General features: G+C 69.7%; 32 protein-coding genes. 1 reads left to right on the top strand and 31 read right to left on the bottom strand.

Translation table 11 applies throughout. The annotated features are described in order from the left end of the window. Positions 1 to 37 precede the first annotated feature (37 nt). From rplO to rpsJ, 20 genes are all read right to left on the bottom strand, one after another. On the bottom strand, positions 38 to 526 hold the full coding sequence (gene rplO / locus H488_RS27175) for a 50S ribosomal protein L15 (protein ID WP_017833314.1): 489 nt from the start codon (positions 524 to 526) through the stop codon (positions 38 to 40). Positions 527 to 528: 2 nt separating this feature from the next. Beyond that, complete coding sequence (gene rpmD / locus H488_RS27170; protein ID WP_017833313.1) at positions 529 to 738, bottom strand: 50S ribosomal protein L30; 210 nt, start codon at positions 736 to 738, stop codon at positions 529 to 531. Further along, positions 738 to 1,469, bottom strand: a complete 732-nt coding sequence (gene rpsE / locus H488_RS27165) for a 30S ribosomal protein S5 (RefSeq protein WP_017833312.1) — start codon at positions 1,467 to 1,469, stop codon at positions 738 to 740. The genes rpmD and rpsE overlap by 1 nt, the downstream gene beginning before the upstream one ends. Continuing rightward, a complete protein-coding gene (gene rplR, locus H488_RS27160; RefSeq protein ID WP_017833311.1) occupies positions 1,466 to 1,837 on the bottom strand; it encodes a 50S ribosomal protein L18 in 372 nt (123 codons plus the stop codon). Before rplR ends, rpsE begins: the two co-directional genes overlap by 4 nt. A gap of 2 nt (positions 1,838 to 1,839) precedes the next feature. Continuing rightward, positions 1,840 to 2,376: a 50S ribosomal protein L6 gene (rplF, locus tag H488_RS27155; protein ID WP_031282950.1), complete on the bottom strand. Its 537-nt coding sequence runs from the start codon at positions 2,374 to 2,376 to the stop codon at positions 1,840 to 1,842. A 23-nt stretch (positions 2,377 to 2,399) separates the two neighbouring features. Then, positions 2,400 to 2,798: a 30S ribosomal protein S8 gene (gene rpsH, locus H488_RS27150; protein WP_017833309.1), complete on the bottom strand. Its 399-nt coding sequence runs from the start codon at positions 2,796 to 2,798 to the stop codon at positions 2,400 to 2,402. Between the two features lie 85 nt (positions 2,799 to 2,883). Further along, complete coding sequence (gene rplE, locus H488_RS27145) at positions 2,884 to 3,453, bottom strand: 50S ribosomal protein L5 (RefSeq protein ID WP_017833308.1); 570 nt, start codon at positions 3,451 to 3,453, stop codon at positions 2,884 to 2,886. Beyond that, positions 3,453 to 3,797: a 50S ribosomal protein L24 gene (gene rplX / locus H488_RS27140; protein ID WP_017833307.1), complete on the bottom strand. Its 345-nt coding sequence runs from the start codon at positions 3,795 to 3,797 to the stop codon at positions 3,453 to 3,455. Before rplX ends, rplE begins: the two co-directional genes overlap by 1 nt. Before the next feature lie 2 nt (positions 3,798 to 3,799). Beyond that, on the bottom strand, positions 3,800 to 4,168 hold the full coding sequence (gene rplN / locus H488_RS27135) for a 50S ribosomal protein L14 (RefSeq protein WP_017833306.1): 369 nt from the start codon (positions 4,166 to 4,168) through the stop codon (positions 3,800 to 3,802). 355 nt (positions 4,169 to 4,523) lie between these two features. Continuing rightward, positions 4,524 to 4,814 (bottom strand): 30S ribosomal protein S17, encoded by a 291-nt coding sequence (rpsQ, locus tag H488_RS27130; RefSeq protein ID WP_017833305.1) that lies wholly within the window; start codon positions 4,812 to 4,814, stop codon positions 4,524 to 4,526. Next, a complete protein-coding gene (gene rpmC / locus H488_RS37935) occupies positions 4,811 to 5,086 on the bottom strand; it encodes a 50S ribosomal protein L29 (RefSeq protein ID WP_017833304.1) in 276 nt (91 codons plus the stop codon). The genes rpsQ and rpmC overlap by 4 nt, the downstream gene beginning before the upstream one ends. Before the next feature lie 2 nt (positions 5,087 to 5,088). Then, positions 5,089 to 5,505, bottom strand: a complete 417-nt coding sequence (gene rplP, locus H488_RS27125; RefSeq protein WP_017833303.1) for a 50S ribosomal protein L16 — start codon at positions 5,503 to 5,505, stop codon at positions 5,089 to 5,091. Beyond that, entirely contained in the window at positions 5,506 to 6,357 is an 852-nt protein-coding gene (gene rpsC, locus H488_RS27120; RefSeq protein ID WP_017833302.1) for a 30S ribosomal protein S3, read from the bottom strand. After that, complete coding sequence (rplV, locus tag H488_RS27115) at positions 6,358 to 6,723, bottom strand: 50S ribosomal protein L22 (protein ID WP_017833301.1); 366 nt, start codon at positions 6,721 to 6,723, stop codon at positions 6,358 to 6,360. It abuts the gene before it with no gap. A 53-nt stretch (positions 6,724 to 6,776) separates the two neighbouring features. Further along, positions 6,777 to 7,058, bottom strand: coding sequence for a 30S ribosomal protein S19 (gene rpsS / locus H488_RS27110; protein WP_017833300.1), 282 nt, complete (start codon positions 7,056 to 7,058; stop codon positions 6,777 to 6,779). Positions 7,059 to 7,070: 12 nt separating this feature from the next. Then, complete coding sequence (gene rplB / locus H488_RS27105; protein WP_017833299.1) at positions 7,071 to 7,910, bottom strand: 50S ribosomal protein L2; 840 nt, start codon at positions 7,908 to 7,910, stop codon at positions 7,071 to 7,073. 30 nt (positions 7,911 to 7,940) lie between these two features. Beyond that, positions 7,941 to 8,246, bottom strand: a complete 306-nt coding sequence (gene rplW / locus H488_RS27100; RefSeq protein ID WP_017833298.1) for a 50S ribosomal protein L23 — start codon at positions 8,244 to 8,246, stop codon at positions 7,941 to 7,943. Continuing rightward, positions 8,243 to 8,866: a 50S ribosomal protein L4 gene (gene rplD, locus H488_RS27095; RefSeq protein WP_017833297.1), complete on the bottom strand. Its 624-nt coding sequence runs from the start codon at positions 8,864 to 8,866 to the stop codon at positions 8,243 to 8,245. The genes rplW and rplD overlap by 4 nt, the downstream gene beginning before the upstream one ends. A gap of 7 nt (positions 8,867 to 8,873) precedes the next feature. Continuing rightward, complete coding sequence (rplC, locus tag H488_RS27090; protein ID WP_017833296.1) at positions 8,874 to 9,530, bottom strand: 50S ribosomal protein L3; 657 nt, start codon at positions 9,528 to 9,530, stop codon at positions 8,874 to 8,876. Between the two features lie 16 nt (positions 9,531 to 9,546). Further along, complete coding sequence (gene rpsJ, locus H488_RS27085; RefSeq protein ID WP_003803825.1) at positions 9,547 to 9,855, bottom strand: 30S ribosomal protein S10; 309 nt, start codon at positions 9,853 to 9,855, stop codon at positions 9,547 to 9,549. Positions 9,856 to 10,346: 491 nt separating this feature from the next. Here rpsJ and H488_RS27080 point away from each other — a divergent pair, with 491 nt between their 5' ends. Next, positions 10,347 to 10,730 (top strand): VOC family protein, encoded by a 384-nt coding sequence (locus tag H488_RS27080; protein WP_017833295.1) that lies wholly within the window; start codon positions 10,347 to 10,349, stop codon positions 10,728 to 10,730. Positions 10,731 to 10,817: 87 nt separating this feature from the next. On the opposite strand, the gene tuf is transcribed toward H488_RS27080, so the two are convergent. The 11 genes from tuf to H488_RS27025 form a co-directional block, all read right to left on the bottom strand. Then, positions 10,818 to 12,008: an elongation factor Tu gene (tuf, locus tag H488_RS27075; RefSeq protein ID WP_017833294.1), complete on the bottom strand. Its 1,191-nt coding sequence runs from the start codon at positions 12,006 to 12,008 to the stop codon at positions 10,818 to 10,820. A 159-nt stretch (positions 12,009 to 12,167) separates the two neighbouring features. Continuing rightward, entirely contained in the window at positions 12,168 to 14,282 is a 2,115-nt protein-coding gene (gene fusA, locus H488_RS27070) for an elongation factor G (RefSeq protein WP_031282946.1), read from the bottom strand. A gap of 69 nt (positions 14,283 to 14,351) precedes the next feature. Next, positions 14,352 to 14,822: a 30S ribosomal protein S7 gene (gene rpsG / locus H488_RS27065; protein WP_017833292.1), complete on the bottom strand. Its 471-nt coding sequence runs from the start codon at positions 14,820 to 14,822 to the stop codon at positions 14,352 to 14,354. Next, positions 14,822 to 15,196 carry a 30S ribosomal protein S12 gene (gene rpsL, locus H488_RS27060; RefSeq protein WP_017833291.1) on the bottom strand — a complete coding sequence of 125 codons (375 nt, stop codon included), beginning with the start codon at positions 15,194 to 15,196 and terminating at the stop codon, positions 14,822 to 14,824. The genes rpsG and rpsL overlap by 1 nt, the downstream gene beginning before the upstream one ends. Before the next feature lie 313 nt (positions 15,197 to 15,509). Beyond that, entirely contained in the window at positions 15,510 to 16,322 is an 813-nt protein-coding gene (locus tag H488_RS27055; protein WP_017833290.1) for an IclR family transcriptional regulator, read from the bottom strand. A gap of 76 nt (positions 16,323 to 16,398) precedes the next feature. Then, positions 16,399 to 17,076 carry a 3-oxoacid CoA-transferase subunit B gene (locus H488_RS27050; RefSeq protein ID WP_017833289.1) on the bottom strand — a complete coding sequence of 226 codons (678 nt, stop codon included), beginning with the start codon at positions 17,074 to 17,076 and terminating at the stop codon, positions 16,399 to 16,401. 1 nt (position 17,077) lies between these two features. Further along, complete coding sequence (locus tag H488_RS27045; RefSeq protein ID WP_017833288.1) at positions 17,078 to 17,770, bottom strand: 3-oxoacid CoA-transferase subunit A; 693 nt, start codon at positions 17,768 to 17,770, stop codon at positions 17,078 to 17,080. 50 nt (positions 17,771 to 17,820) lie between these two features. Beyond that, complete coding sequence (locus H488_RS27040; protein WP_017833287.1) at positions 17,821 to 19,014, bottom strand: thiolase family protein; 1,194 nt, start codon at positions 19,012 to 19,014, stop codon at positions 17,821 to 17,823. Between the two features lie 71 nt (positions 19,015 to 19,085). Then, positions 19,086 to 19,511 (bottom strand): 4-carboxymuconolactone decarboxylase, encoded by a 426-nt coding sequence (gene pcaC, locus H488_RS27035; protein ID WP_017833286.1) that lies wholly within the window; start codon positions 19,509 to 19,511, stop codon positions 19,086 to 19,088. Then, positions 19,508 to 20,341, bottom strand: coding sequence for an alpha/beta fold hydrolase (locus H488_RS27030; RefSeq protein WP_017833285.1), 834 nt, complete (start codon positions 20,339 to 20,341; stop codon positions 19,508 to 19,510). The genes pcaC and H488_RS27030 overlap by 4 nt, the downstream gene beginning before the upstream one ends. Further along, on the bottom strand, positions 20,338 to 21,783 hold the full coding sequence (locus H488_RS27025) for a lyase family protein (RefSeq protein ID WP_017833284.1): 1,446 nt from the start codon (positions 21,781 to 21,783) through the stop codon (positions 20,338 to 20,340). Before H488_RS27025 ends, H488_RS27030 begins: the two co-directional genes overlap by 4 nt. Between the last annotated feature and the right edge of the window lie 51 nt (positions 21,784 to 21,834).

Below are 21,834 nucleotides of genomic sequence, written 5' to 3'. Positions count from 1 at the left end.
CATGTNGGTCACATAGCTAAAAGCACTTCGAAAACGCTCACAGCGCGGTGGTGCTGCCGCCGGCGGCGGCGATCTTCTCCGCGGCGGAGCCCGAGAAGGCGTGCGCCTTCACGTCGACCGCGACCGCGATGTCGCCGGAGCCCAGGACCTTGACGGGCTGGTTCTTGCGCACGGCGCCGCGGGCCACGAGCGACTCCACGGTCACCTCGCCGCCCTCCGGGAAGAGCTCGGTGAGCTTGTCCAGGTTGACGACCTGGTACTCCACGCGGAACGGGTTCTTGAACCCGCGCAGCTTGGGCAGGCGCATGTGCAGCGGAAGCTGCCCGCCCGCGAAGCCCGCCTTGACCTGGTACCGGGCACTGGTGCCCTTGGTGCCGCGGCCGGCGGTCTTGCCCTTGGAGCCCTCACCGCGACCCACGCGGGTCTTGGCGGTCTTCGCGCCCGGGGCCGGACGCAGGTGGTGCACCTTGAGCGCGTGCACCTTCTCGTTGCTCTGAGCGGTGTTCTCAGCAGTGTTCTCTGCCATGGTTACTTGGCCTCCTCGACCTTGACCAGGTGGGCGACGGTGTTGACCATGCCCGCGGTCACGCCGTCGGCCTTGCGGACCACGACGTTGCCCGGCCGCTTGAGGCCGAGGGACCGCAGGGTGTTGCGCATGTTCTGCTTCTGGCCGACCACCGACCGGACCTGCGTGATGCGCAGCTCCGTGCCGTCGGGCTGGATACGCTTGCCGGACATCAGGCACCTGCCTTCTGGATCGAGCGCAGCAACGGACCGGGGACGACCTCGTCCATCGGGAGCCCACGACGGGCCGCGACGGCCGCCGGCTCCTCGAGCTGGCGGAGCGCCTCGATGGTTGCGTGCACGATGTTGATCTGGTTCGACGAGCCGAGGGACTTCGACAGCACGTCGTGGATGCCGGCGCACTCGAGCACGGCGCGGACCGGACCACCGGCGATCACACCGGTACCCGGGGTCGCCGGGCGCAGCATGACGACGCCTGCGGCGGCCTCGCCCTGCACGCGGTGCGGGATCGTGCGGTCCTCGATGCGCGGGACGCGGAAGAAGTTCTTCTTCGCCTCCTCGACGCCCTTCGAGATCGCCGCCGGCACCTCCTTGGCCTTGCCGTAGCCGACGCCGACCATGCCGTTGCCGTCGCCGACGACGACGAGGGCGGTGAAGCTGAAGCGACGACCACCCTTGACGACCTTGGAGACACGGTTGATGGTCACGACGCGCTCGAGGAACTTGTCCTTCTCCTCGTCGCGGCCGCCGCGGCCACCGCGGCCGCCGCGCTCGCCACGGCCCCCGCGCTCACCGCGGCCGCCGCGCTCGCCGCGGCCCCCGCGGTCGCCCCGGGAGTCCTGGGAGCGGTTGGCCTCGGTGGTCTGCTGGGCCCCGGTCGCCTCCGTGGAGGCAGTGCTGGCTTCGGTCACCTGGGTTTCCTTCTCGTTGTTCTGCTCGCTCACAGTGCCAGACCTCCTTCACGGGCGCCGTCGGCGACAGCCGCCACGCGACCGTGGTACTTGTTGCCGCCGCGGTCGAACACGACGGACTCGACACCGGCGGCCTTGGCGCGCTCGGCCACGAGCTCACCCACGCGCTTGGCCTTGGCGGTCTTGTCCGCGTCGGCGCCGCGCAGGTCGGCCTCCATGGTGGAGGCCGAGGCGACGGTGACACCCTTGGTGTCGTCGACGACCTGGACGAACACGTGGCGGGCGGAGCGGTTGACGACCAGGCGCGGGCGCGCGGCCGTGCCGGCCAGGTGCTTGCGCACCCGGACGTGGCGGCGGCTGCGGGCGGCGGCCTTGGACTTGCCCTTGATCTTCAGAGCCATGGTTACTTACCAGCCTTTCCGGCCTTGCGGCGGATCTGCTCGCCGGCGTACCGCACGCCCTTGCCCTTGTAGGGCTCGGGGGCGCGGAGCTTGCGGATCTTGGCGGCGACCTCGCCGACCTGCTGCTTGTCGATGCCGTTGACCGAGAGCTTGTTGACGCCCTCGACGGCGAACGAGATGCCCTCCGGCGCCTTGAAGGTGATCGGGTGGCTGTAGCCGAGGGCGAACTCGAGGTCCTGGCCCTTGGCCTGCACGCGGTAACCGGTGCCGACGATCTCGATGCCCTTGGTGTAGCCCTGGGTGACGCCCTGGATCATGTTGGCGATCAGGGTGCGGGTGAGACCGTGCAGCGAGCGGGACTCGCGCTCGTCGTCGGGTCGGGTGACGGTGAGGGTGCTGTCGTCGAGCGCGACGGTGATCGGGCTGGCAACGGTGTGCTGCAGCTCGCCCTTGGCGCCCTTGACGGAGACGACGTTGCCGTCGATCTTGATCTCCACACCGGCCGGCACAGAGATGGGGAGACGTCCGATACGTGACATGTTCTCTTCCTTTCTGTTCCGGGTTACCAGACGTACGCGAGGACTTCGCCGCCCACGCCCTTCTTCGCGGCCTGCTTGTCGGTCAGCAGCCCGGAAGAGGTGGACAGGATGGCGATGCCCAGGCCGCCCAGGACCTTGGGGAGGTTGGTGGACTTGGCGTAGACGCGCAGGCCCGGCTTGGAGATGCGCCGGACGCCCGCGATGGAGCGCTCCCGGTTGGGGCCGAACTTCAGGGAGAGCGTGAGGGTCTTGCCGACCTCCGCCGCCTCCTCCTTGTAGTCCGCGATGTAGCCCTCGGCCTTGAGGATGTCCGCAACGCGAGCCTTGAGCTTCGAGTACGGCATGCTCACGGAGTCGTGGTAGGCGGAGTTGGCGTTGCGCAGACGCGTCAGCATGTCCGCGACAGGATCTGTCATTGTCATTTTGGGGGCACGTGCCCTTCCTCGTCCCGGTTTCCGCACCTGGCGGCGCCCGTGGGCGCCCGGCCGGACCTGGAACGTAGCGAGATTAGTTGGTCTTGAAGGGGAAGCCGAGCGCCTTCAGCAGCGCGCGGCCCTCGTCGTCGGTCTTCGCGGTGGTGACCACCGTGATGTCCATGCCGCGGACCCGGTCGATGCGGTCCTGGTCGATCTCGTGGAACATGGACTGCTCGGTGAGGCCGAAGGTGTAGTTGCCGTTGCCGTCGAACTGGCGGTCGGACAGACCGCGGAAGTCGCGGATGCGCGGCAGGGCCAGGGTCACCAGGCGGTCGAGGAACTCCCACATGCGGTCGCCGCGCAGCGTGGTGTGCGCGCCGATCGGCATGCCCTCGCGGAGCTTGAACTGCGCGATGGACTTCTTCGCCCGGGTCACGAGCGGCTTCTGGCCCGTGATGGCGGTGAGGTCGCGGACGGCGCCGTCGATGAGCTTCGAGTCCTTCGCGGCGTCACCGACACCCATGTTCACGACGACCTTGACGACGCGCGGGATCTCCATGACGTTGCCGTAGCCGAACTGCTCCTGCAGCGCGGGCACGACGGTCTCCTGGTACTTGTCCTTGAAGCGCGGGGACACGCTGATCTCGGTGGTTTCGGTCATCACAGGTCCTTGCCGGTGCTCTTGGAGACGCGGACGCGGACGGTCTTCTGGCGTCCGTCGCGCTCCACGGTCTCGGTGCGGTGGCCGACGCGGGTCGGCTTGTTGGTCTCCGGGTCCACGAGCGCCACGTTGGACACGTGGATCGGCGCCTCGACCTTGTCGATGCCGCCGGCTTCGCCCTGCATGGAGGCCTTGCGGTGGCGGGTGATCACGTTGATGCCCTCCACGACCACGCGGGAGGTCTCGGGGATCACGCGCAGGACCTTGCCCTGCTTGCCCTTGTTGTCCCTGCTGCCGGAGATGACCTGCACCAGGTCGCCGGTCTTGATCTTGAACTTCGCCATGGTCAGAGCACCTCCGGGGCCAGCGAGATGATCTTCATGAACTTCTTGTCGCGCAGCTCACGGCCCACGGGGCCGAAGATGCGGGTACCACGGGGGTCACCGTCGTTCTTCAGGATCACTGCGGCGTTCTCGTCGAACTTGATGTAGGAGCCGTCCGGACGACGGCGCTCCTTCTTGGTACGGACGATCACGGCCTTGACCACGTCGCCCTTCTTCACGTTCCCGCCGGGGATCGCGTCCTTGACGGTGGCGACGATGATGTCGCCGATGCCTGCGTAGCGACGTCCGGATCCACCGAGAACACGGATGGTGAGGATTTCCTTCGCACCCGTGTTGTCGGCGACCTTCAGTCGCGACTCCTGCTGAATCACTGATTACTCCTGTCGTCACGCCGGTTCCAACACCGATCGAGAGCACGGTGCGGGCCTTGCGGAACAGCTTGTCGGATGATGTGCCCTCCCCCGGCGCGCACGCCGGACCGGGCCCAGCCCTCCATGCCAGGAGCATCTGAACCCGCCACCAGGTGGCACGGGGGCGCCCTGCACGCGGTCATTATGCGCTGGCACGAAGAGCTGTGGATTGCACGGACAGAGATTTCCGCCCATACAAGCTCACCAGCCTAGCACAGGCGGGGCGCCGTCCGTGCGGGCGGTGAACGGGCGACGGCCCGCCCCCTCGAGGAGGGGGCGGGCCGTCGGGGCCGTGGCCGGCTCTAGCGAGCTCGGGTCACTTGGCCTTCTCGAGGATCTCCACGATCCGCCACCGTTTGGTCGCGGACAGCGGGCGGGTCTCGGAGATCAGGACGAGGTCGCCGACGCCGGCGGCGTTCTGCTCGTCGTGGGCCTTGACCTTCGAGGAGCGGCGCATGACCTTGCCGTACAGCGAGTGCTTGACGTTGTCCTGCAGCTGCACCACGACGGTCTTGTCCATCTTGTCGGAGACCACGTAGCCACGACGGCTCTTGCGGTCACCGCGCTCGTCGGCCTGCTCGGCCTCGTTGTTGATCTGCTCGGTCACTTGGCGTCCTCCTCGGAGGTGGTCTCGGCGGTGGTCTCGGCGGAGCCCGCCTGGGGCCGGATGCCGAGCTCGCGCTCGCGCAGCACCGTGTAGATGCGCGCGATGTCGCGCTTGACGGCCTTGAGACGGCCGTTGTTCTCGAGCTGACCGGTTGCGGACTGGAAGCGGAGGTTGAACAGCTCCTCCTTGGCCTTGCGCAGCGCCTCACCCAGAGAGTCCTTGTCGAGGGCCGCGAGGTTCTCGATGCTCAGATCCTTGGATCCAACAGCCATTCTCATTCACCACCTTCGCGACGCACGATGCGTGCCTTCATCGGGAGCTTGTGGATCGCCAGGCGCAGGGCCTCGCGGGCGACCTCTTCGGAGACACCGGAGAGCTCGAACATCACGCGCCCGGGCTTGACGTTGGCGACCCACCATTCGGGGGAGCCCTTGCCGGAGCCCATGCGGGTCTCGGCGGGCTTCTTGGTCAGGGGGCGGTCCGGGTAGATGTTGATCCAGACCTTGCCGCCACGCTTGATGTGGCGGGTCATGGCGATACGGGCGGCCTCGATCTGACGGTTCGTCACGTAGGCCGGCGTGAGCGCCTGGATGCCCCACTCGCCGAAGGCGACAGTGGTGCCGCCCTTGGCAGCGCCCGACCGCTTCGGGTGGTGCTGCTTGCGGAACTTCACACGACGTGGGATGAGCATTTACTTACCACCCTCTGCGTTGGTCGCTCCCGCGGCCGGAGCCGGGGAGGCGGCGGAGTCGTTGCGCTCACGGCGTCCGCCACGGTCGTTACGGTCGGGACGACGACGGTCGCCGCCGCCGCCTCCGCGACGCTCGCCCGGACCGCCGCGACGGTCACGGTCGCCGCCGCGGCCGCGCGAGGGAGCGGCGGCCTGCTGGGCCGCCAGTTCCTTGGCGGTGAGGTCGCCCTTGTAGATCCAGACCTTCACGCCGATGCGGCCGAAGGTGGTCTTGGCCTCGAAGAAGCCGTAGTCGATGTTCGCGCGCAGGGTGTGCAGGGGCACACGGCCTTCGCGGTAGAACTCCGAGCGGCTCATCTCGGCGCCGCCGAGGCGGCCGGCGCACTGGATGCGGATGCCCTTCGCGCCGGCGCGCTGCGCCGACTGGATGGCCTTCTTCATGGCGCGGCGGAAGGCCACGCGGGAGGCGAGCTGCTCGGCGACACCCTGGGCGACCAGCTGGGCGTCCACCTCGGGGTTCTTGACCTCGAGGATGTTCAGCTGGATCTGCTTGCCGGTGAGCTTCTCGAGCTCGCCGCGGATGCGGTCGGCCTCGGCGCCGCGGCGGCCGATGACGATGCCGGGGCGGGCGGTGTGGATGTCCACGCGCACGCGGTCCCGGGTCCGCTCGATCTCGACCTTGGAGATGCCGGCCCGCTCCATGCCCGTGGACATGAGCTTGCGGATCTTGATGTCCTCGCGGACGTAGTCCTTGTAGCGCTGGCCCTCCTTGGTGGAGTCCGCGTACCAGTGCGACACGTGGTCGGTGGTGATGCCCAGCCGGAACCCGTGCGGGTTGATCTTCTGTCCCACTTAGCGGACCTCCTCGCTGTCAGGGCTCGCCACGATCACGGTGATGTGGCTCGTGCGCTTGTTGATGCGGTAGGCGCGGCCCTGGGCCCGCGGCTGGAACCGCTTCATGGTCGGACCCTCGTCGACGAAGGCCTCGCTCACGACGAGCTCCTCCTCCTTGAACGGCAGGCCGTCGCGGTCCGCCAGCTGGCGCGCGTTGGCGACCGCCGACTGGAGGACCTTGAACACCGGTTCCGAAGCACCCTGGGGGGCGAACTTCAGAATCGCCAGAGCCTCATTCGCCTGTTGGCCACGAATCAGGTTGACGACGCGCCGGGCCTTCATAGGCGTCACGCGGATGTAGCGCGCAGATGCCTTGGCTTCCATTGCTTTCCTTCTCTCGTCTTCTCGAAGTGCTCACGCTGCGGGATCCCGGAGGATCAGCGGCGCTTGCCCTTCTTGTCGTCCTTCACATGGCCGCGGAAGGTCCGCGTGGGGGCGAACTCGCCGAGCTTGTGCCCGACCATCGACTCGGTGATGAACACGGGGATGTGCTTGCGTCCGTCGTGCACGGCGATCGTGTGCCCGAGCATGTCGGGGACGATCATCGAGCGGCGGGACCACGTCTTGATGACGTTCTTGGTGCCCTTGTCGTTCTCCTTGGCGACCTTCAGGAAAAGGTGCTGATCGACGAAAGGGCCCTTCTTCAGGCTGCGTGGCATGTGTCAGGCTCCTTAGCGCTTGTTCTTGCCGGTGCGACGACGGCGGACGATGAGCTTGTCGCTCTCCTTGTTGGGGCGGCGGGTGCGGCCCTCGGGCTTGCCGTTCGGGTTGACCGGGTGACGGCCACCGGAGGTCTTGCCCTCGCCACCACCGTGCGGGTGGTCGACGGGGTTCATGACCACACCGCGGACGGTCGGGCGGACGCCCTTCCAGCGGTTGCGGCCGGCCTTGCCCCAGTTGATGTTCGACTGCTCGGCGTTGCCGACCTCGCCGACCGTCGCGCGGCAGCGCACGTCGACGTTGCGGATCTCGCCGGAGGGCAGCCGGAGCTGGCCGTACTTGCCCTCCTTGGCGACGAGCTGCACCGACGCGCCGGCGGAGCGGGCGAGCTTGGCGCCGCCGCCCGGACGGAGCTCGACGGCGTGGATCACGGTGCCGACGGGGATGTTGCGCAGCGGCAGGTTGTTGCCGGGCTTGATGTCGGCGCCGGGGCCCGACTCGACGACGTCGCCCTGGGACAGCTTGTTCGGCGCGATGATGTAGCGCTTGGAGCCGTCCACGAAGTGCAGCAGCGCGATGCGCGCCGTGCGGTTCGGGTCGTACTCGATGTGCGCGACCTTGGCGTCGACGCCGTCCTTGTCGTGGCGACGGAAGTCGATGACGCGGTACTGGCGCTTGTGCCCGCCACCCTTGTGCCGGGTGGTGATGCGGCCGGTGTTGTTCCGCCCGCCCTTCTTGGGCAGCGGCCGGACCAGCGACTTCTCGGGGGTCGTGCGCGTGATTTCTGCGAAGTCGGCAACGGAGGAGCCGCGACGGCCCGGGGTTGTCGGCTTGTGCTTACGGATAGCCATGTGTCAGTTCCTCGTTAAAGTGGTCTCCGCTCAGGCGAGCGGACCGCCGAAGATGTCGATGGTGCCTTCCTTGAGGGTCACAACGGCACGCTTGGTGCCCTTGCGCTGACCCCAGCCGAAGCGCGTGCGCTTCCGCTTCCCGGCACGGTTGATGGTGTTCACGGACTCGACCTTGACGCCGAAGATCTGCTCGACGGCGTACTTGATCTGGGTCTTGTTCGAGTCGGGCGCCACGAAGAACGTGTAGCGGCCCTCGTCGATGAGCCCGTAGGACTTCTCGGAGACGACCGGCGCGATGATGACGTCCCGGGGGTCCTTGATGGTGGTCGCGCTCACTTGGCGTCCTCCTGCTTCTTCTTGCTGGCGGCCGCCACGAAGGACTCGAACGCGTCCTTGGTGAAGACCACGTCGTCGGAGACCAGCACGTCGTACGTGTTGAGCTGGTCCGCGTAGAGGGTGTGCACGTCGTCGAGGTTGCGCACCGACAGCGCGGCCACGTCGTCCGAACGGTGCAGGACGACCAGCAGGTTCTTGCGGTCGGAGAGCCCGCGCAGCGTCGCCTGGGCGGCCTTCGTGTTGGGGACGGTGCCCTCGACGAGTGCCTCCACGACGTGGATGCGGTTGTTGCGCGCCCGGTCCGAGAGGGCTCCGCGCAGGGCGGCGGCCTTCATCTTCTTGGGGGTGCGCTGGCTGTAGTCGCGCGGGGTCGGCCCGTGCACCACGCCGCCGCCGGTCATGTGCGGGGCGCGGATCGAGCCCTGGCGCGCGCGGCCGGTGCCCTTCTGCTTGAAGGGCTTGCGGCCGGCGCCGGAGACCTCGGCGCGGTTCTTGGTCTTGTGCGTGCCCTGGCGGGCCGCGGCCAGCTGAGCGACGACGACCTGGTGCAGCAGGGGCACGTTGGTCTGGACGTCGAAGATCTCGGCGGGCAGGTCGACGTTGACGGTCTGAGTTGCCATGGTCTGATCAGGCTCCCTTCACTGCGGTGCGGACGAGGACGACCGAACCCTTGGGGCCCGGCAGGGCGCCCTTGATGAGCAGCAGGGAGTTCTCGGCGTCCACGGCGTGAACGGTGAGGTTCTGCGTCGTGTGACGGACGGCGCCCATGCGGCCCGCCATGCGCATGCCCTTGAACACGCGAGCGGGGTAGGACGCGCCGCCGATGGATCCCGGCTTGCGGTGGTTCTTGTGGGCACCGTGGGAGGCGCCGACGCCGGAGAAGCCGTGACGCTTCATCACACCGGCCGTGCCCTTGCCCTTGGTCTTGCCGATCACGTCGACCTTCTGGCCGGCCTCGAAGAGCTCGACGGAGAGCTCCTGGCCCAGCTCGTAGGTGTCGGCGTCGGCCGTGCGCAGCTCCACGACGTGGCGGCGCGGCGTGACGCCGGCCTTCTCGAAGTGGCCGGCCAGCGGCTGGGTGACCTTGCGGGGGTCGATCGCACCGAACCCGATCTGGACGGCCGAGTAGCCGTCACGGTCCTGGTTGCGCAGCTGGGTCACGACGTTGGAGTCCGCCTTGACGACGGTCACCGGCACGAACTTCCCGTTCTCGTCCCAGACCTGGGTCATGCCGAGCTTCGTGCCCAGCAGGCCCTTCACCTGGCGTTCGAAAGTGGTAGTCATTGGGATGCGATCCTCTTTACAGCTTGATTTCGATGTTCACGTCAGCCGGCAGGTCGAGGCGCATGAGCGAGTCGACGGCCTTCGGCGTGGGGTCGATGATGTCGATCAGCCGCTTGTGCGTGCGCATCTCGAAGTGCTCACGGCTGTCCTTGTACTTGTGCGGCGAGCGGATGACGCAGTACACGTTCTTCTCCGTGGGCAGCGGCACGGGGCCGACCACCGTGGCGCCTGCGCGCGTCACCGTCTCAACGATCTTCCGGGCCGAGACGTCGATGACCTCGTGGTCATAAGACTTCAGCCGGATGCGGATTTTCTGTCCCGCCATGGCGTCGTGACTCTCTTTCTTGAACGATCTTCCCTGTGACGGAGCCGAGGGCTCCTTGTGCATGGCGCCACCTGGTGGGCGCCCCTCCACGCAGACTGAATCCGGAAGGATCCGGGTTCCTCACCCTGCTGGAGCTCCGACCCCCGAACTCGGGCGTGTCGTCCCGTGCTGGCACGGGGGCACACCGATTCCGTTTCTCGGGGCGGGCTGTATGTGGTCCGTGCGTGGCAGCTTCCAGGAGCTGCTGACCCCGGTTCTGCTTCGGAACCCGATGGTGTCCTGGGGTCTGCCGGTTCGAACCGTTGGGAGCACGCGTCGGCGCTTGAACAACGTCCTCCATCCTGCCAGAGATGGCAGACCGGTGCAAACGCACGGCCGGGGGCAGGCCGTGCGCAACCGTGCCGGAACCGTGAGCCGACCGCGACCGGCGCCGGCACCCGCGGTCGTATCCTGGCCTCGTCCGCACCCCGACGTCCCAGGAGATGGGTCCCATGCTGTCCACCGCGAGACTGGTCGCGATCGTCCCCGTCCGGGAGCTCGACCGCGCCCGCCGGTTCTACCAGGAGACGCTGGGGCTCTCCCCCGCCCACGCCCCCGAGCCGGACAGCGTCCTGTTCAGCGAGGACGGGCACACCGGCCTGCAGCTGCTGCTGCGCCCGGACGCGCCGGCGTCCGGGCTGACGCAGGTCAGCTTCGAGGTCCCCGACGTCGAGGCCGCGGTCCGGGAGCTCGAGGGCCGGGGCGTGCGCTTCGAGGACTACGACCTGCCCGGCCTGCGCACCGTCGACCACGTCCTCACCGCCGACGGGATGCGCGCGGCGTGGTTCACCGACTCCGAGGGCAACGTCCTGTGCCTGCACCAGCTCACCGGCTGAACCCCGTCGTGGTTGCCCCGGAACGCACGGAACCCCCCGCCGCTGCAGGAGCGACGGGGGGTTCTGCGCAGATCGGCAGTCCGGGGACTACTTGATGATCTTGGTGACGCGGCCGGAGCCCACGGTGCGGCCACCCTCACGGATGGCGAAGCCGAGGCCCTCCTCCATGGCGATCGGCTGGATCAGCGCGACCGTCATCTCGGTGTTGTCGCCGGGCATGACCATCTCGGTGCCCTCGGGCAGCGTGATGACGCCGGTGACGTCGGTGGTCCGGAAGTAGAACTGCGGACGGTAGTTCGAGTAGAACGGGTTGTGACGCCCGCCCTCCTCCTTGGAGAGGATGTAGACGTTGGCCTCGAAGTCGGTGTGCGGGGTGATGGAACCCGGCTTGCACACGACCTGGCCGCGCTCGACGTCGTCACGCTTGAGACCGCGCAGCAGCAGGCCGCAGTTCTCGCCCGCCATGGCCTCGTCCATCTGCTTGTGGAACATCTCGATGCCGGTGACCGTGGTCTTCTGGACCGGACGGATGCCGACGATCTCGACCTCGGAGTTGATCGGCAGCGTGCCGCGCTCGGCACGGCCGGTCACCACGGTGCCGCGACCGGTGATGGTGAAGACGTCCTCGATGGGCATGAGGAACGGCTTGTCCATCTCACGGATGGGGTCGGGCACGTTCTCGTCGACGGCCTCCATGAGCTCCTCGACCTTGGCGACCCACTCGGGGTCGCCCTCGAGGGCCTTCAGCGCCGAGACGCGGACGACCGGCGCGTTGTCGCCGTCGAAGCCCTGGTCGGAGAGGAGCTCGCGCACCTCCATCTCGACGAGGTCCAGCAGCTCCTCGTCGTCGACCATGTCGGACTTGTTCAGGGCCACCAGCAGGTAGGGCACGCCCACCTGGCGGGCGAGCAGCACGTGCTCACGGGTCTGGGCCATGGGGCCGTCCGTGGCGGCGACCACGAGGATGGCGCCGTCCATCTGCGCCGCACCGGTGATCATGTTCTTGACGTAGTCCGCGTGACCCGGGGCGTCGACGTGCGCGTAGTGGCGCTTCTCCGTCTGGTACTCGATGTGCGCGATGTTAATGGTGATGCCGCGCTGCTTCTCCTCCGGAGCGGAGTCGATGGCACCGAAGTCGCGCTGCTCGTTCAGGTCCGGGTACTTGTCGGCCAGGACCTTGGAGATGGCAGCCGTGAGCGTCGTCTTGCCGTGGTCGACGTGGCCGATGGTGCCGATGTTGACGTGCGGCTTGGTGCGCTCGAACTTGGCCTTCGCCATGGTTGTTCCTCCTAGAACATTTGTCGAAACTTGCTCAGCACTACCCCACCGCGTGTTTCCGGGGGGAGCTTGAGGCGCTCAGCAGTACTGAAACCTCTGCAAGTCTACTTTGGCTGTGCGTGATTGATGAAATTCCCGGCCGGGGCCGAGGGGTGGTGCCTACTCGCCGCGGTTCTTCTGGACGATCTCCTCGGCGACGGCCTTGGGGACCTCCGAGTAGCTGTCGAACCGCATCGAGTACACGGCGCGGCCCTGGGTCTTGGACCGGAGGTCGCCGATGTAGCCGAACATCTCGGACAGCGGGACGAGGGCGTTGACCAGCTTGATGCCGCTCACGTCCTCCATCGACTGGATCTGGCCGCGGCGGGAGTTCAGGTCGCCGATGACCTCGCCCATGTACTCCTCGGGGGTGCGCACCTCGACCGCCATGAGCGGCTCGAGGAGGACGGGCTGCGCCTTGCGGGCACCCTCCTTGAACACCATCGAGCCGGCGATCTTGAACGCCATCTCGGAGGAGTCGACGTCGTGGTAGGCGCCGTCGAGCAGAGTGGCCTTGACGCCCACGACCGGGTACCCGGCGAGGACGCCGAGACGCATGGCGTCCTGGATGCCGGCGTCCACGGAGGGGATGTACTCGCGCGGGACGCGGCCGCCGGTGACCTTGTTGTCGAACTCGTAGAGCTCCTCGGCGTCCAGCGGGATCGGCTCGAACGCCATCTGCACCTTGGCGAACTGGCCGGAGCCGCCGGTCTGCTTCTTGTGCGTGTAGTCGATCTTCTCGACGGCCTTCTTGATCGTCTCGCGGTAGGCCACCTGCGGCTTGCCGACGTTCGCCTCGACCTTGAACTCGCGCTTCATGCGGTCCACCAGGATGTCCAGGTGGAGCTCGCCCATGCCGCCGATCTCGGTCTGGCCGGTCTCCTCGTTGAGGGACACGGTGAACGTGGGGTCCTCGGCGGAGAGCTTCTGGATCGCGATGGAGAGCTTCTCCTGGTCGCCCTTGGTCTTCGGCTCGATGGCCACCGAGATGACCGGGGCCGGGAAGGACATGGACTCGAGCACGATCGGCTTCTGCAGGTCGCACAGGGTGTCGCCCGTGGTGGTGTCCTTGAGCCCGATCGCGGCGTAGATGTGCCCGGCCTGGACGGTGTCGACCGGGTTCTCCTTGTTGGAGTGCATCTGGAACAGCTTGCCGATGCGCTCCTTCTTGCCCTTGGTGGAGTTGAGCACCTGGTCGCCGTTGGACGCCTTGCCGGAGTACACGCGGATGTAGGTCAGCTGCCCGTAGAACGGGTGGTTGGCCACCTTGAAGGCGAGCGCGGAGAACGGCGCGGTCGAGTCGACCGGGCGGGAGAGGATCTCCTCCTCGTTGTTCAGCGCGTGGCCCTCGACGTTCGGGACGTCCAGCGGGGACGGCAGGAAGTCGATGACGGCGTCGAGCATCGGCTGCACGCCGCGGTTCTTGAACGCGGAGCCGCACAGCACGGGGTACGCCTGCGAGGTGATGGTGAGCTTCCGGATGCCGGCCTTGAGCTCCTCGAGGGTGAGCTCCTCGCCGCCCAGGTACTTCTCCATGAGCTCGTCGTCGGCCTCGGCGACGGACTCCACCAGCTGGTTGCGGTACTCCTCGGCCCGCTCCTGCAGGTCGGCGGGGATCTCCTCGATCTCGTACTTGGCGCCGAGGGAGACGTCGCCCTTGGAGTCGCCCGGCCAGACGAAGGCCTTCATGGTGAGCAGGTCGACCACGCCGGTGAACTCGGACTCGGAGCCGATCGGCAGCTGCATGACCAGCGGCTTCGCGCCGAGGCGGTTGATGATGGTGTCGACGGTGAAGTAGAAGTCGGCGCCCAGCTTGTCCATCTTGTTGACGAAGCAGATGCGGGGGACGTCGTACTTGTCGGCCTGGCGCCAGACCGTCTCCGACTGGGGCTCGACGCCCTCCTTGCCGTCGAAGACCGCCACGGCGCCGTCGAGCACGCGCAGGGAGCGCTCGACCTCGACCGTGAAGTCCACGTGGCCCGGGGTGTCGATGATGTTGATCTGGTTGTCGTGCCAGTAGCAGGTCGTCGCGGCGGACGTGATCGTGATGCCGCGCTCCTGCTCCTGCGCCATCCAGTCCATGGTGGAGGCACCATCGTGGGTCTCGCCGATCTTGTGGGAGATACCGGTGTAGAACAGGATGCGTTCGGTGGTGGTGGTCTTCCCGGCATCGATGTGCGCCATGATGCCGATGTTGCGGACCTTCTTGAGGTCGGTAAGCACGTCAAGTGCCACGGTGGTTCCCTTTCGGAGATGGTGCCGGCGGCCTGTCGGCCCGGATGGGGCCGACAGGCCTGGAAGATTCTACCAGCGGTAGTGGGCGAAGGCCTTGTTGGACTCCGCCATCTTGTGGGTGTCCTCCCGGCGCTTCACGGCGGCACCGAGACCGTTGGACGCGTCCAGGATCTCGTTCTGCAGACGCTCGGTCATGGTGTTCTCACGGCGGATCTTCGAGTAGCCGACGAGCCAGCGCAGGGACAGCGCCTGGGCGCGGCCCGGCTTGACCTCCACGGGCACCTGGTAGGTGGCGCCGCCGACGCGGCGGGACTTCACCTCGAGGGCCGGCTTGACGTTCTCCAGGGCCTTCTTGAGGGTGGCGACGGGGTCGGCACCGGACTTGGCGCGGACGCCCTCGAGGGCACCGTAGACGATGCGCTCGGCGGTGGACTTCTTGCCGTCCTGGAGGACCTTGTTGATCAGCTGGGTGACGACCGGGGAGCTGTAGACCGGGTCGACGACGAGCGGGCGCTTGGGAGCGGGACCCTTACGAGGCATTACTTCTTCTCCTTCTTGGCGCCGTAACGGGAACGGGCCTGCTGGCGGCCCTTGACACCCTGGGTGTCGAGCGCGCCGCGGACGATCTTGTAGCGGACACCGGGGAGGTCCTTCACGCGACCGCCGCGGACGAGCACGATGGAGTGCTCCTGCAGGTTGTGGCCCTCACCGGGGATGTAGGCCGTGACCTCCACGCCGCCGTTGAGCTTCACGCGGGCGACCTTGCGCAGCGCGGAGTTCGGCTTCTTGGGGGTGGTGGTGTAGACGCGGGTGCACACGCCGCGCTTCATGGGGCTGCCCTTGAGTGCGGGCGCCTTGGTCTTGACGACCTTCGGGGTCCGGCCCTTGCGGACCAGCTGCTGGATTGTAGGCACAGTGTCTCCTGATCGGACGGGACGCGTCAGCGGCCCGCTGGGTGTTCGGCTCCCCCGCGACCGGCCGGGGCCGGGAGCGGGTGCGGCGCCTGTCGTGGGCCCGGCGGGCGGGCACCACGGTCGCCGCGCCGAAGGTAGCTGGGCAGACGAAAAGGATGGCATTTCGGTACACAACGCGTACCGGAGGACCGAGTCCGTTCTGCCATGATTTCTTCGGCCTCCAGGGGCGCGGGCGCCGAGGGATGACCGTTCAATTCCTCGACAGCCTATCAGACCCCGGCCGGGGCGGGGAAGCGGGGCCGGGCCGGCCCGCTCAGCGCCCGGTCGCGGCGAGGTCGGCGGAGATCCTCCGGGCGCACTCGAGCAGGGGCGGCACGACGTCGTCCACGGGGTCACCGGCGCTGGCGCCGGGCATCCCCACGCGCATGGAGACGTTCACGGCCGCGACCACGCGCCCGGTGCCGTCGGTGACGGGGGCGGCGACCGAGCGCAGCCCGACCTCGAGCTCCTGGTCGACGAGCGCCCAGCCCTGGGCGCGGACCCGGCGCAGGTCGGCCTCGAGGGCCGCGCGGTCGGTGAGGGTGTGCTCGGTCAGGCGCTCGATCCGCGCCGTGCGGAAGTACTCGTCGAGCTCCTCCGGGTCCAGCCCGGCCAGCAGCACCCGGCCCATGGACGTGGCGTGGGCGGGGAACCGGGTGCCCACGGCGATCGCCACGGTCATGATCCGGTGCGTGGAGACGCGGGCGACGTAGACGATGTCGGCGCCGTCCAGCACCGAGGCGGACGTGGACTCCTCGACCTGCGCCGAGAGGGTCTCGAGGTGCGGGGCGGCCAGGGCGGGCAGCGGCTGCGAGGAGAGGTAGGAGTAGCCGAGCTGGAGGACCACGGGGGTGAGCTCGAAGAGCCGCCCGTCGGTCCGGACGTAGCCCAGCTCCTCGAGCGTGAGCAGGAACCGGCGCGCGGTGGCGCGGGTCAGCCCGGTGCGCCGGGCCACGTCGCTGAGGGTCATCCGGGGGTGCCGGGCGTCGAAGGCCGTGATCACGCCGAGCCCGCGCGCCAGGGACTGCACGAACTGTCCGGGGGTGCCCCGCTCCCCCGCCGGGACGGTCGGGTCCTGCTTGGTCATCGGTGGCCTCCTGCGGGCCTCGTCCGGGGTGCGGCGGCCGGTGCCGGCCCGCCGCGCCCCGTGAGCGGTGCTGGGCTCAGCGGGCGGGCCGCAGCGGGACGTCGACGATCTGCTGGAGCTCCTCGAAGCTCGTGCCGAAGGTCTCGCGCACCGTCACGCCGTCCTCCGCGAGGAGGAACACGGCCTGGTCGGTGTAGATCCGGGAGACGCAGCCGACGCCGGTGAGCGGCATGGTGCACTGCTCCACGAGCTTGGACCGGCCCTTCTTGGTCAGCAGGGACATCATCACGAAGGTCATCTTCGCACCCGTGGCCAGGTCCATGGCCCCGCCCACGGCGGGGATCGCGTCCGGGCTGCCGGTGTGCCAGTTGGCGAGGTTGCCCGTCCGGTCCACCTGGAAGGCGCCGAGCACGCAGTAGTCCAGGTGCCCGCCGCGCATCATGGCGAAGGAGTCCGCGTGGTGGAAGTAGGAGCAGCCCGGCGTCTCAACCACGGGGATCTTGCCGGCGTTGATGAGGTCGGCGTCGACCTCGTCGCCGTGGGCCTCGGGGCCCATGCCGAGCATCCCGTTCTCGGTGTGCAGGGTGACGTCGTCCTCGGCGCTCAGGTAGTTGGAGACCAGGGTGGGCTGGCCGATGCCGAGGTTGACGTAGGAGCCGGCGGGGATGTCGCGGGCCACCACGCGGGCCAGCTCCTCCGGGGCGAGGGGCGTCTCGGAGGTCCTGGGCACGGTGTCCACGGTGTTCTCGCTCATCTCAGATGTCCTCTCGGGGGTCGGTCTGGGCGGGTGCGTCGATCCGCACGACGGTGTCCACGTAGATGCCGGGGGTCACGACGGCCTCGGGGTCCAGCCCGCCGCGCTCCACGAGCTCCGCGACCTGCACGATGGAGGTGGCGGCGGCGGCGGCCATGATCGGGCCGAAGTTGCGGGCCGTCTTGCGGTAGACGAGGTTGCCGGCCCGGTCGGCGACGTGCGCCTTGGTCAGCGAGAAGTCGGCCTTGATGGGGTGCTCGAGCACGTAGTGGCGGCCGTCGATCTCGCGGACCTCCTTGCCCTCCGCGAGCAGGGTGCCGTAGCCGGTGGGGGTGAAGAACCCCCCGATGCCGGCGCCGGCGGCGCGGATCCGCTCGGCGAGGTTGCCCTGGGGGACGACCTCGAGCTCGATCTGCCCGGCGCGGTACTTCTCGTCGAAGTGCCAGGAGTCGGACTGGCGCGGGAAGGAGCAGATGATCCTCCGCACGCGGCCGAGCTGGATCAGCCGGGCCAGGCCCACGTCGCCGTTGCCGGCGTTGTTGTTCACGACCGTCAGGTCGGTGGCCCCGTGCTCGATGAGCGCGTCGATCAGCTCGACGGGCTGGCCGGCCACGCCGAAGCCGCCGATCATGACGACGGCGCCGTCGTGGATCGGGGCCACGGCCTGCGCGCAGCTCTCTGCGATGTTCAGCATGCGTTGTGCCTTCCTTCGGTGGTCTTCTCCGCCCGGGTCCCGCGCGGGTCTCAGGCGTTCTGGTTCTCGAGCACGACGGCGAGGCCCTGGCCCACGCCGATGCAGATGGCCGCCACGCCCCAGCGGGCCCCGGAGGCCTGCAGGGACTTCGCGAGCGTGCCGAGGATGCGGGTGCCCGACGCCCCGAGGGGGTGGCCGATGGCGATGGCGCCGCCGTGCCGGTTGACGATCGCGGGGTCGATCCCCCACGCATCGACGCAGGCGAGGGACTGGGCCGCGAAGGCCTCGTTGAGCTCGACGGCGGCGACGTCCTCCCACGTGATCCCGGCGCGGCGCAGCGCCAGGTTCGCGGCCTCGACCGGGGCGAAGCCGAAGAACTGCGGCTCGTTGGCCGCGGCGGCCCGCCCGGCGATGCGGGCGAGGGGCTGCAGGCCGGTCAGCTCGGCGGCCTTCTCGGAGCCCAGCAGCGCCGCGGAGGCGCCGTCGTTGAGGGGCGAGGCGTTGCCGGCGGTGACGGTGCCGCCCTGGTCCGCGGGGCGGAAGACGGTCTTGAGCCCGCCCAGCTTCTCGACCGTCGAGGACGCACGGACGGACTCGTCCCGGGTCAGCTCGGTGCCGGGGACCGGGACGGTGAGGTCGTCGTAGAAGCCCTCGTCCCACGCCTGCTGGGTGAGCTGGTGGGAGCGGAACGCGAACTCGTCCATCCGCTCGCGGGTGATGCCGTGGCGCTCGGCGAGCTGCTCGGTGGCCTCGCCCAGGGACACGGTCCACTCCGGGTTCATCGCCGGGTTCACGAGGCGCCAGCCCAGCGTGGTGGAGGCGAGGGTCAGGTCGCCGGCCGGGTAGGGCTTCTCCGTCTTCGGGAGCACCCAGGGGGCCCGGCTCATGGACTCGACGCCGCCGACGAGCATCAGGTCGGCCTCGCCGGCGTTGATCTGCCGGGACGCGATGATCGCGGCGTCCAGGGACGACCCGCACAGGCGGTTGACGGTGGTGCCGGGGAGCTCGACGGGCAGGCCGGCCAGCAGCGTGCCCATGCGGGCGACGTTGCGGTTCTCCTCGCCGGCGCCGTTGGCGTTGCCGAGGATCACCTCGTCGATCGCGGCGGGGTCCAGCGCGGACGCGCGCCGGACCTGCTCGCCGATCACCAGGGCGGCCAGGTCGTCGGGGCGCACGCCCGCCAGGGCGCCGCCGAAGCGGCCGAAGGGGGTCCGCACGGCGTCGTAGATGTAGGCCTCGGTCATGGTGTTCCTCACTTGCGTCGTTGCACGTCGGTCACGGGGTGCCGGAATGGGGTGGTCGGAGGGCCGGCAGGTCAGGGGGCCGGGGGCGCCGCGGAGTCCTCGGCGTCGAGGGCGTCGAGGACCTGCTTGGCGTGCTTGAAGGCGTTGTTGGCGGAGGGCACGGAGAGGTAGATCGCCGACTGGAGCAGGATCTCCTTGATCTCGTCCCGCTCCAGGCCGTTGCGCAGGGCGGCGCGCACGTGCATCTCGAACTCCTCCCAGTGCCCGGCGGCGATCAGCGCGGTCAGGGTCACGGCGCTGCGCATCCGCCGGTCCAGTCCCGGCCGGGTCCAGATCTCGCCCCACGCGTAGCGGGAGATGAAGTCCTGGAACTCGGCGGTGAAGGCGTCCTTGCCGGCCTCGGCGCGGTCCACGTGGGCGTTGGAGAGCACCTCGCGGCGCACGGCCATGCCGTCCGCGTGGGCCTCCTGCTCGGTGCGCCGGGGGTTGCCGCTCATGCTCGTGCTCCTTCGTGGTGGGGTGGGTGGGCGCCGATGTGCTCCTCCAGCAGGCGTGCCACGTCCTGCGGGGCCTCGGCGGGCACGAGGTGGCCCGCGCCCTCGACGACCACGAGGCGGCCGCCGGTCGCCCCGGCCAGCTCCGCCACGGCGTCGGGCGGCGTGGCGGCGTCCTGCGCGCCGACCACGGCGAGCACGGGGACGTCGACGGCGCCGAGGCGCCCGGTCGCGTCGAAGCCCGCGAGGGCCTCGCAGGCCCGGGCGTAGGAGAACCGGTCCGCGTCTTGGAGGGCGTGCAGCAGCCCGGTGGTCGTGACCGCGTCCCGCTCGATGAAGCCCAGGGCGAACCACCGCTGCGCGGAGCCGACGATCTGGGTGGGGGTGCCGGCGGCGGCCACGAGCCGGGCGCGCTCGGACCACGCGGCGGGCTCCCCCACCCGGGCGGCGGTGCCCACCAGCACGGCCGCCGCCGGCCGGTGCGGCGCGTCGAGCAGCAGCTGGAGGCCGACGCAGCCGCCGAGGGAGGTGCCCGCGTAGTAGAACGGACCTCCGGTTTCGAGGCCGGCGGCCTCCTGGTACCGGTCCACGGCGTCGAGCACGCCCCGGGCCAGCTCGGCGGTGCCGAACGGCTCGTCGGCGGGCGCGGAGCCGCCGTGGCCGGGGAGATCCCAGCCGACCACGCGCAGGTCGGCCTCCAGCAGGTGCGCCGCGGCGGACCACAGCGAGGCGGCGGAGGTGCCGAGCCCCGGGCCCAGCACCAGCAGGGGCGCCCGCGGCGACGGGGCCCGGCGGGTCGAGAACTCGACGAGGGTGAGGACGGGGACGGTCATGCGGATGCTCCTGGGCCGGTCCGGGTGATGGACGGACGGTCGTTCGCGGACCGGCGGTGCTGCGCGAGCACGCGGTCGATCAGCAGGTCGTTGGCCCCGAGGTACCCGTCGGGGTCGAGCAGCCCGGCCACGACGTCCCGGTCCACGGGGGTGCCGTCGGCCAGGGCGGTGCCGGCGGCGAGGCCCACGAGGGCGTCGAGCATGCCCGGTCCGTCGGTCGCGTGCTCGCGCACGACCTCCTGCACGCGCTGCCGCCCCGTGGCGCCGTCGGCGGCGGGCGGCAGCAGGGGCGCGAGCTCCGCGCTGATCCGCTCGGCGAGCACGGCGGGACCCGACGCGTCCAGGTTGGCCCGCATCCGGGCGCTCTGCACGGTGAGCCCGGCCGTGAGCTCGGCCGCGTGCGACGACGCCGCGACGGCGAGCCGGGCGAGCTCCCGCAGTGCCGGCCACTCCGTGTGCCAGGCGCCGTCGGGGCGCTCGTCGACGAACTGGGCGGCGGCGACGTGGAGCTGGGCCACGAGCTGCGGCGCCGTCAGGGCGGTGCGCTTGAGCAGCACGGACAGCACCGGGTTCTGCTTCTGCGGCATCGCCGAGGACACGCCGCGCCCTTCGACGGCCGGTTCCCGCAGCTCGCCGAGCTCGGGGCGGGAGAGCAGCAGGACGTCGTTGGCGATCCGGCCGAGGGCCGCGCAGACCGCCGCGAAGGTCTCGCCGGTGCGCAGCACCGGCCGCCTGGTGGCGTGCCACACGTGCGGCGGCAGGCTCAGGCCGAGCACGTCGGCCCAGCGGCGGGCGAGCTCGAGGGCCTGCTCGGCGGCGTCGGGGGCGCCCGGGAAGAGCGCGAGGCTGCCGGCGAGGGTGCCGGCGGCGCCGCCGCAGGACACCGGGAGCCGGGCGAGCCCGGCGAGGTCCGCCTCGAGGTCCTGCAGCCCGGCCAGCCAGCCGGCGGCCTTGAGCCCGAAGGTGGTCGGCAGCGCGTGCTGGGTCAGGGTGCGGGCGGCCTGGACGGTGCCGCGGTGGGCGTCCGCCAGCCGGGCCAGGGCGTCGGCCGTCTCGGACAGTCGCTCAGCGAGGGGGACGGCGGCGCGCCGGGCCAGCAGCATCATGGCGGTGTCCATGACGTCCTGGCTGGTCAGGCCGCGGTGCACGAAGCGCACGGCGCCGGGGTCGAGCTGCCCCAGCCGGCGCCGGTAGTCGGCGAGGAGCGGGATGACGGGGTTGCCGCCGCCCTCGGCGCGCCGGGCGATGTCCCCGGCGTCGTAGTCGGCGGCGCGGGCGGCCGCACGCGCGGACGCCGCGGCGGCGCGCGGGGCGAGCCCGGCGTCCGCCTGCGCGGCGACCCAGGCGGCCTCGACGTCGAGCAGCGCCTGGAGCACCGCGGTGTCGTCCGTGTGCGCGTCACCCCGGTGGGCTCCGGGGCGGAGCAGCCCGGCGTCGGTCATGCGCGTCCTCCTTCGGTGGTCGTCGGGTCGTCCGTGGCGGGGTGGTGCCGT

The organism is Kocuria sp. UCD-OTCP (assembly GCF_000349605.1).
In the GTDB taxonomy this organism is placed as follows: Bacteria; Actinomycetota; Actinomycetes; order Actinomycetales; family Micrococcaceae; genus Kocuria; species Kocuria rosea.
This window is presented reverse-complemented; position numbering and strand designations above follow the sequence as displayed.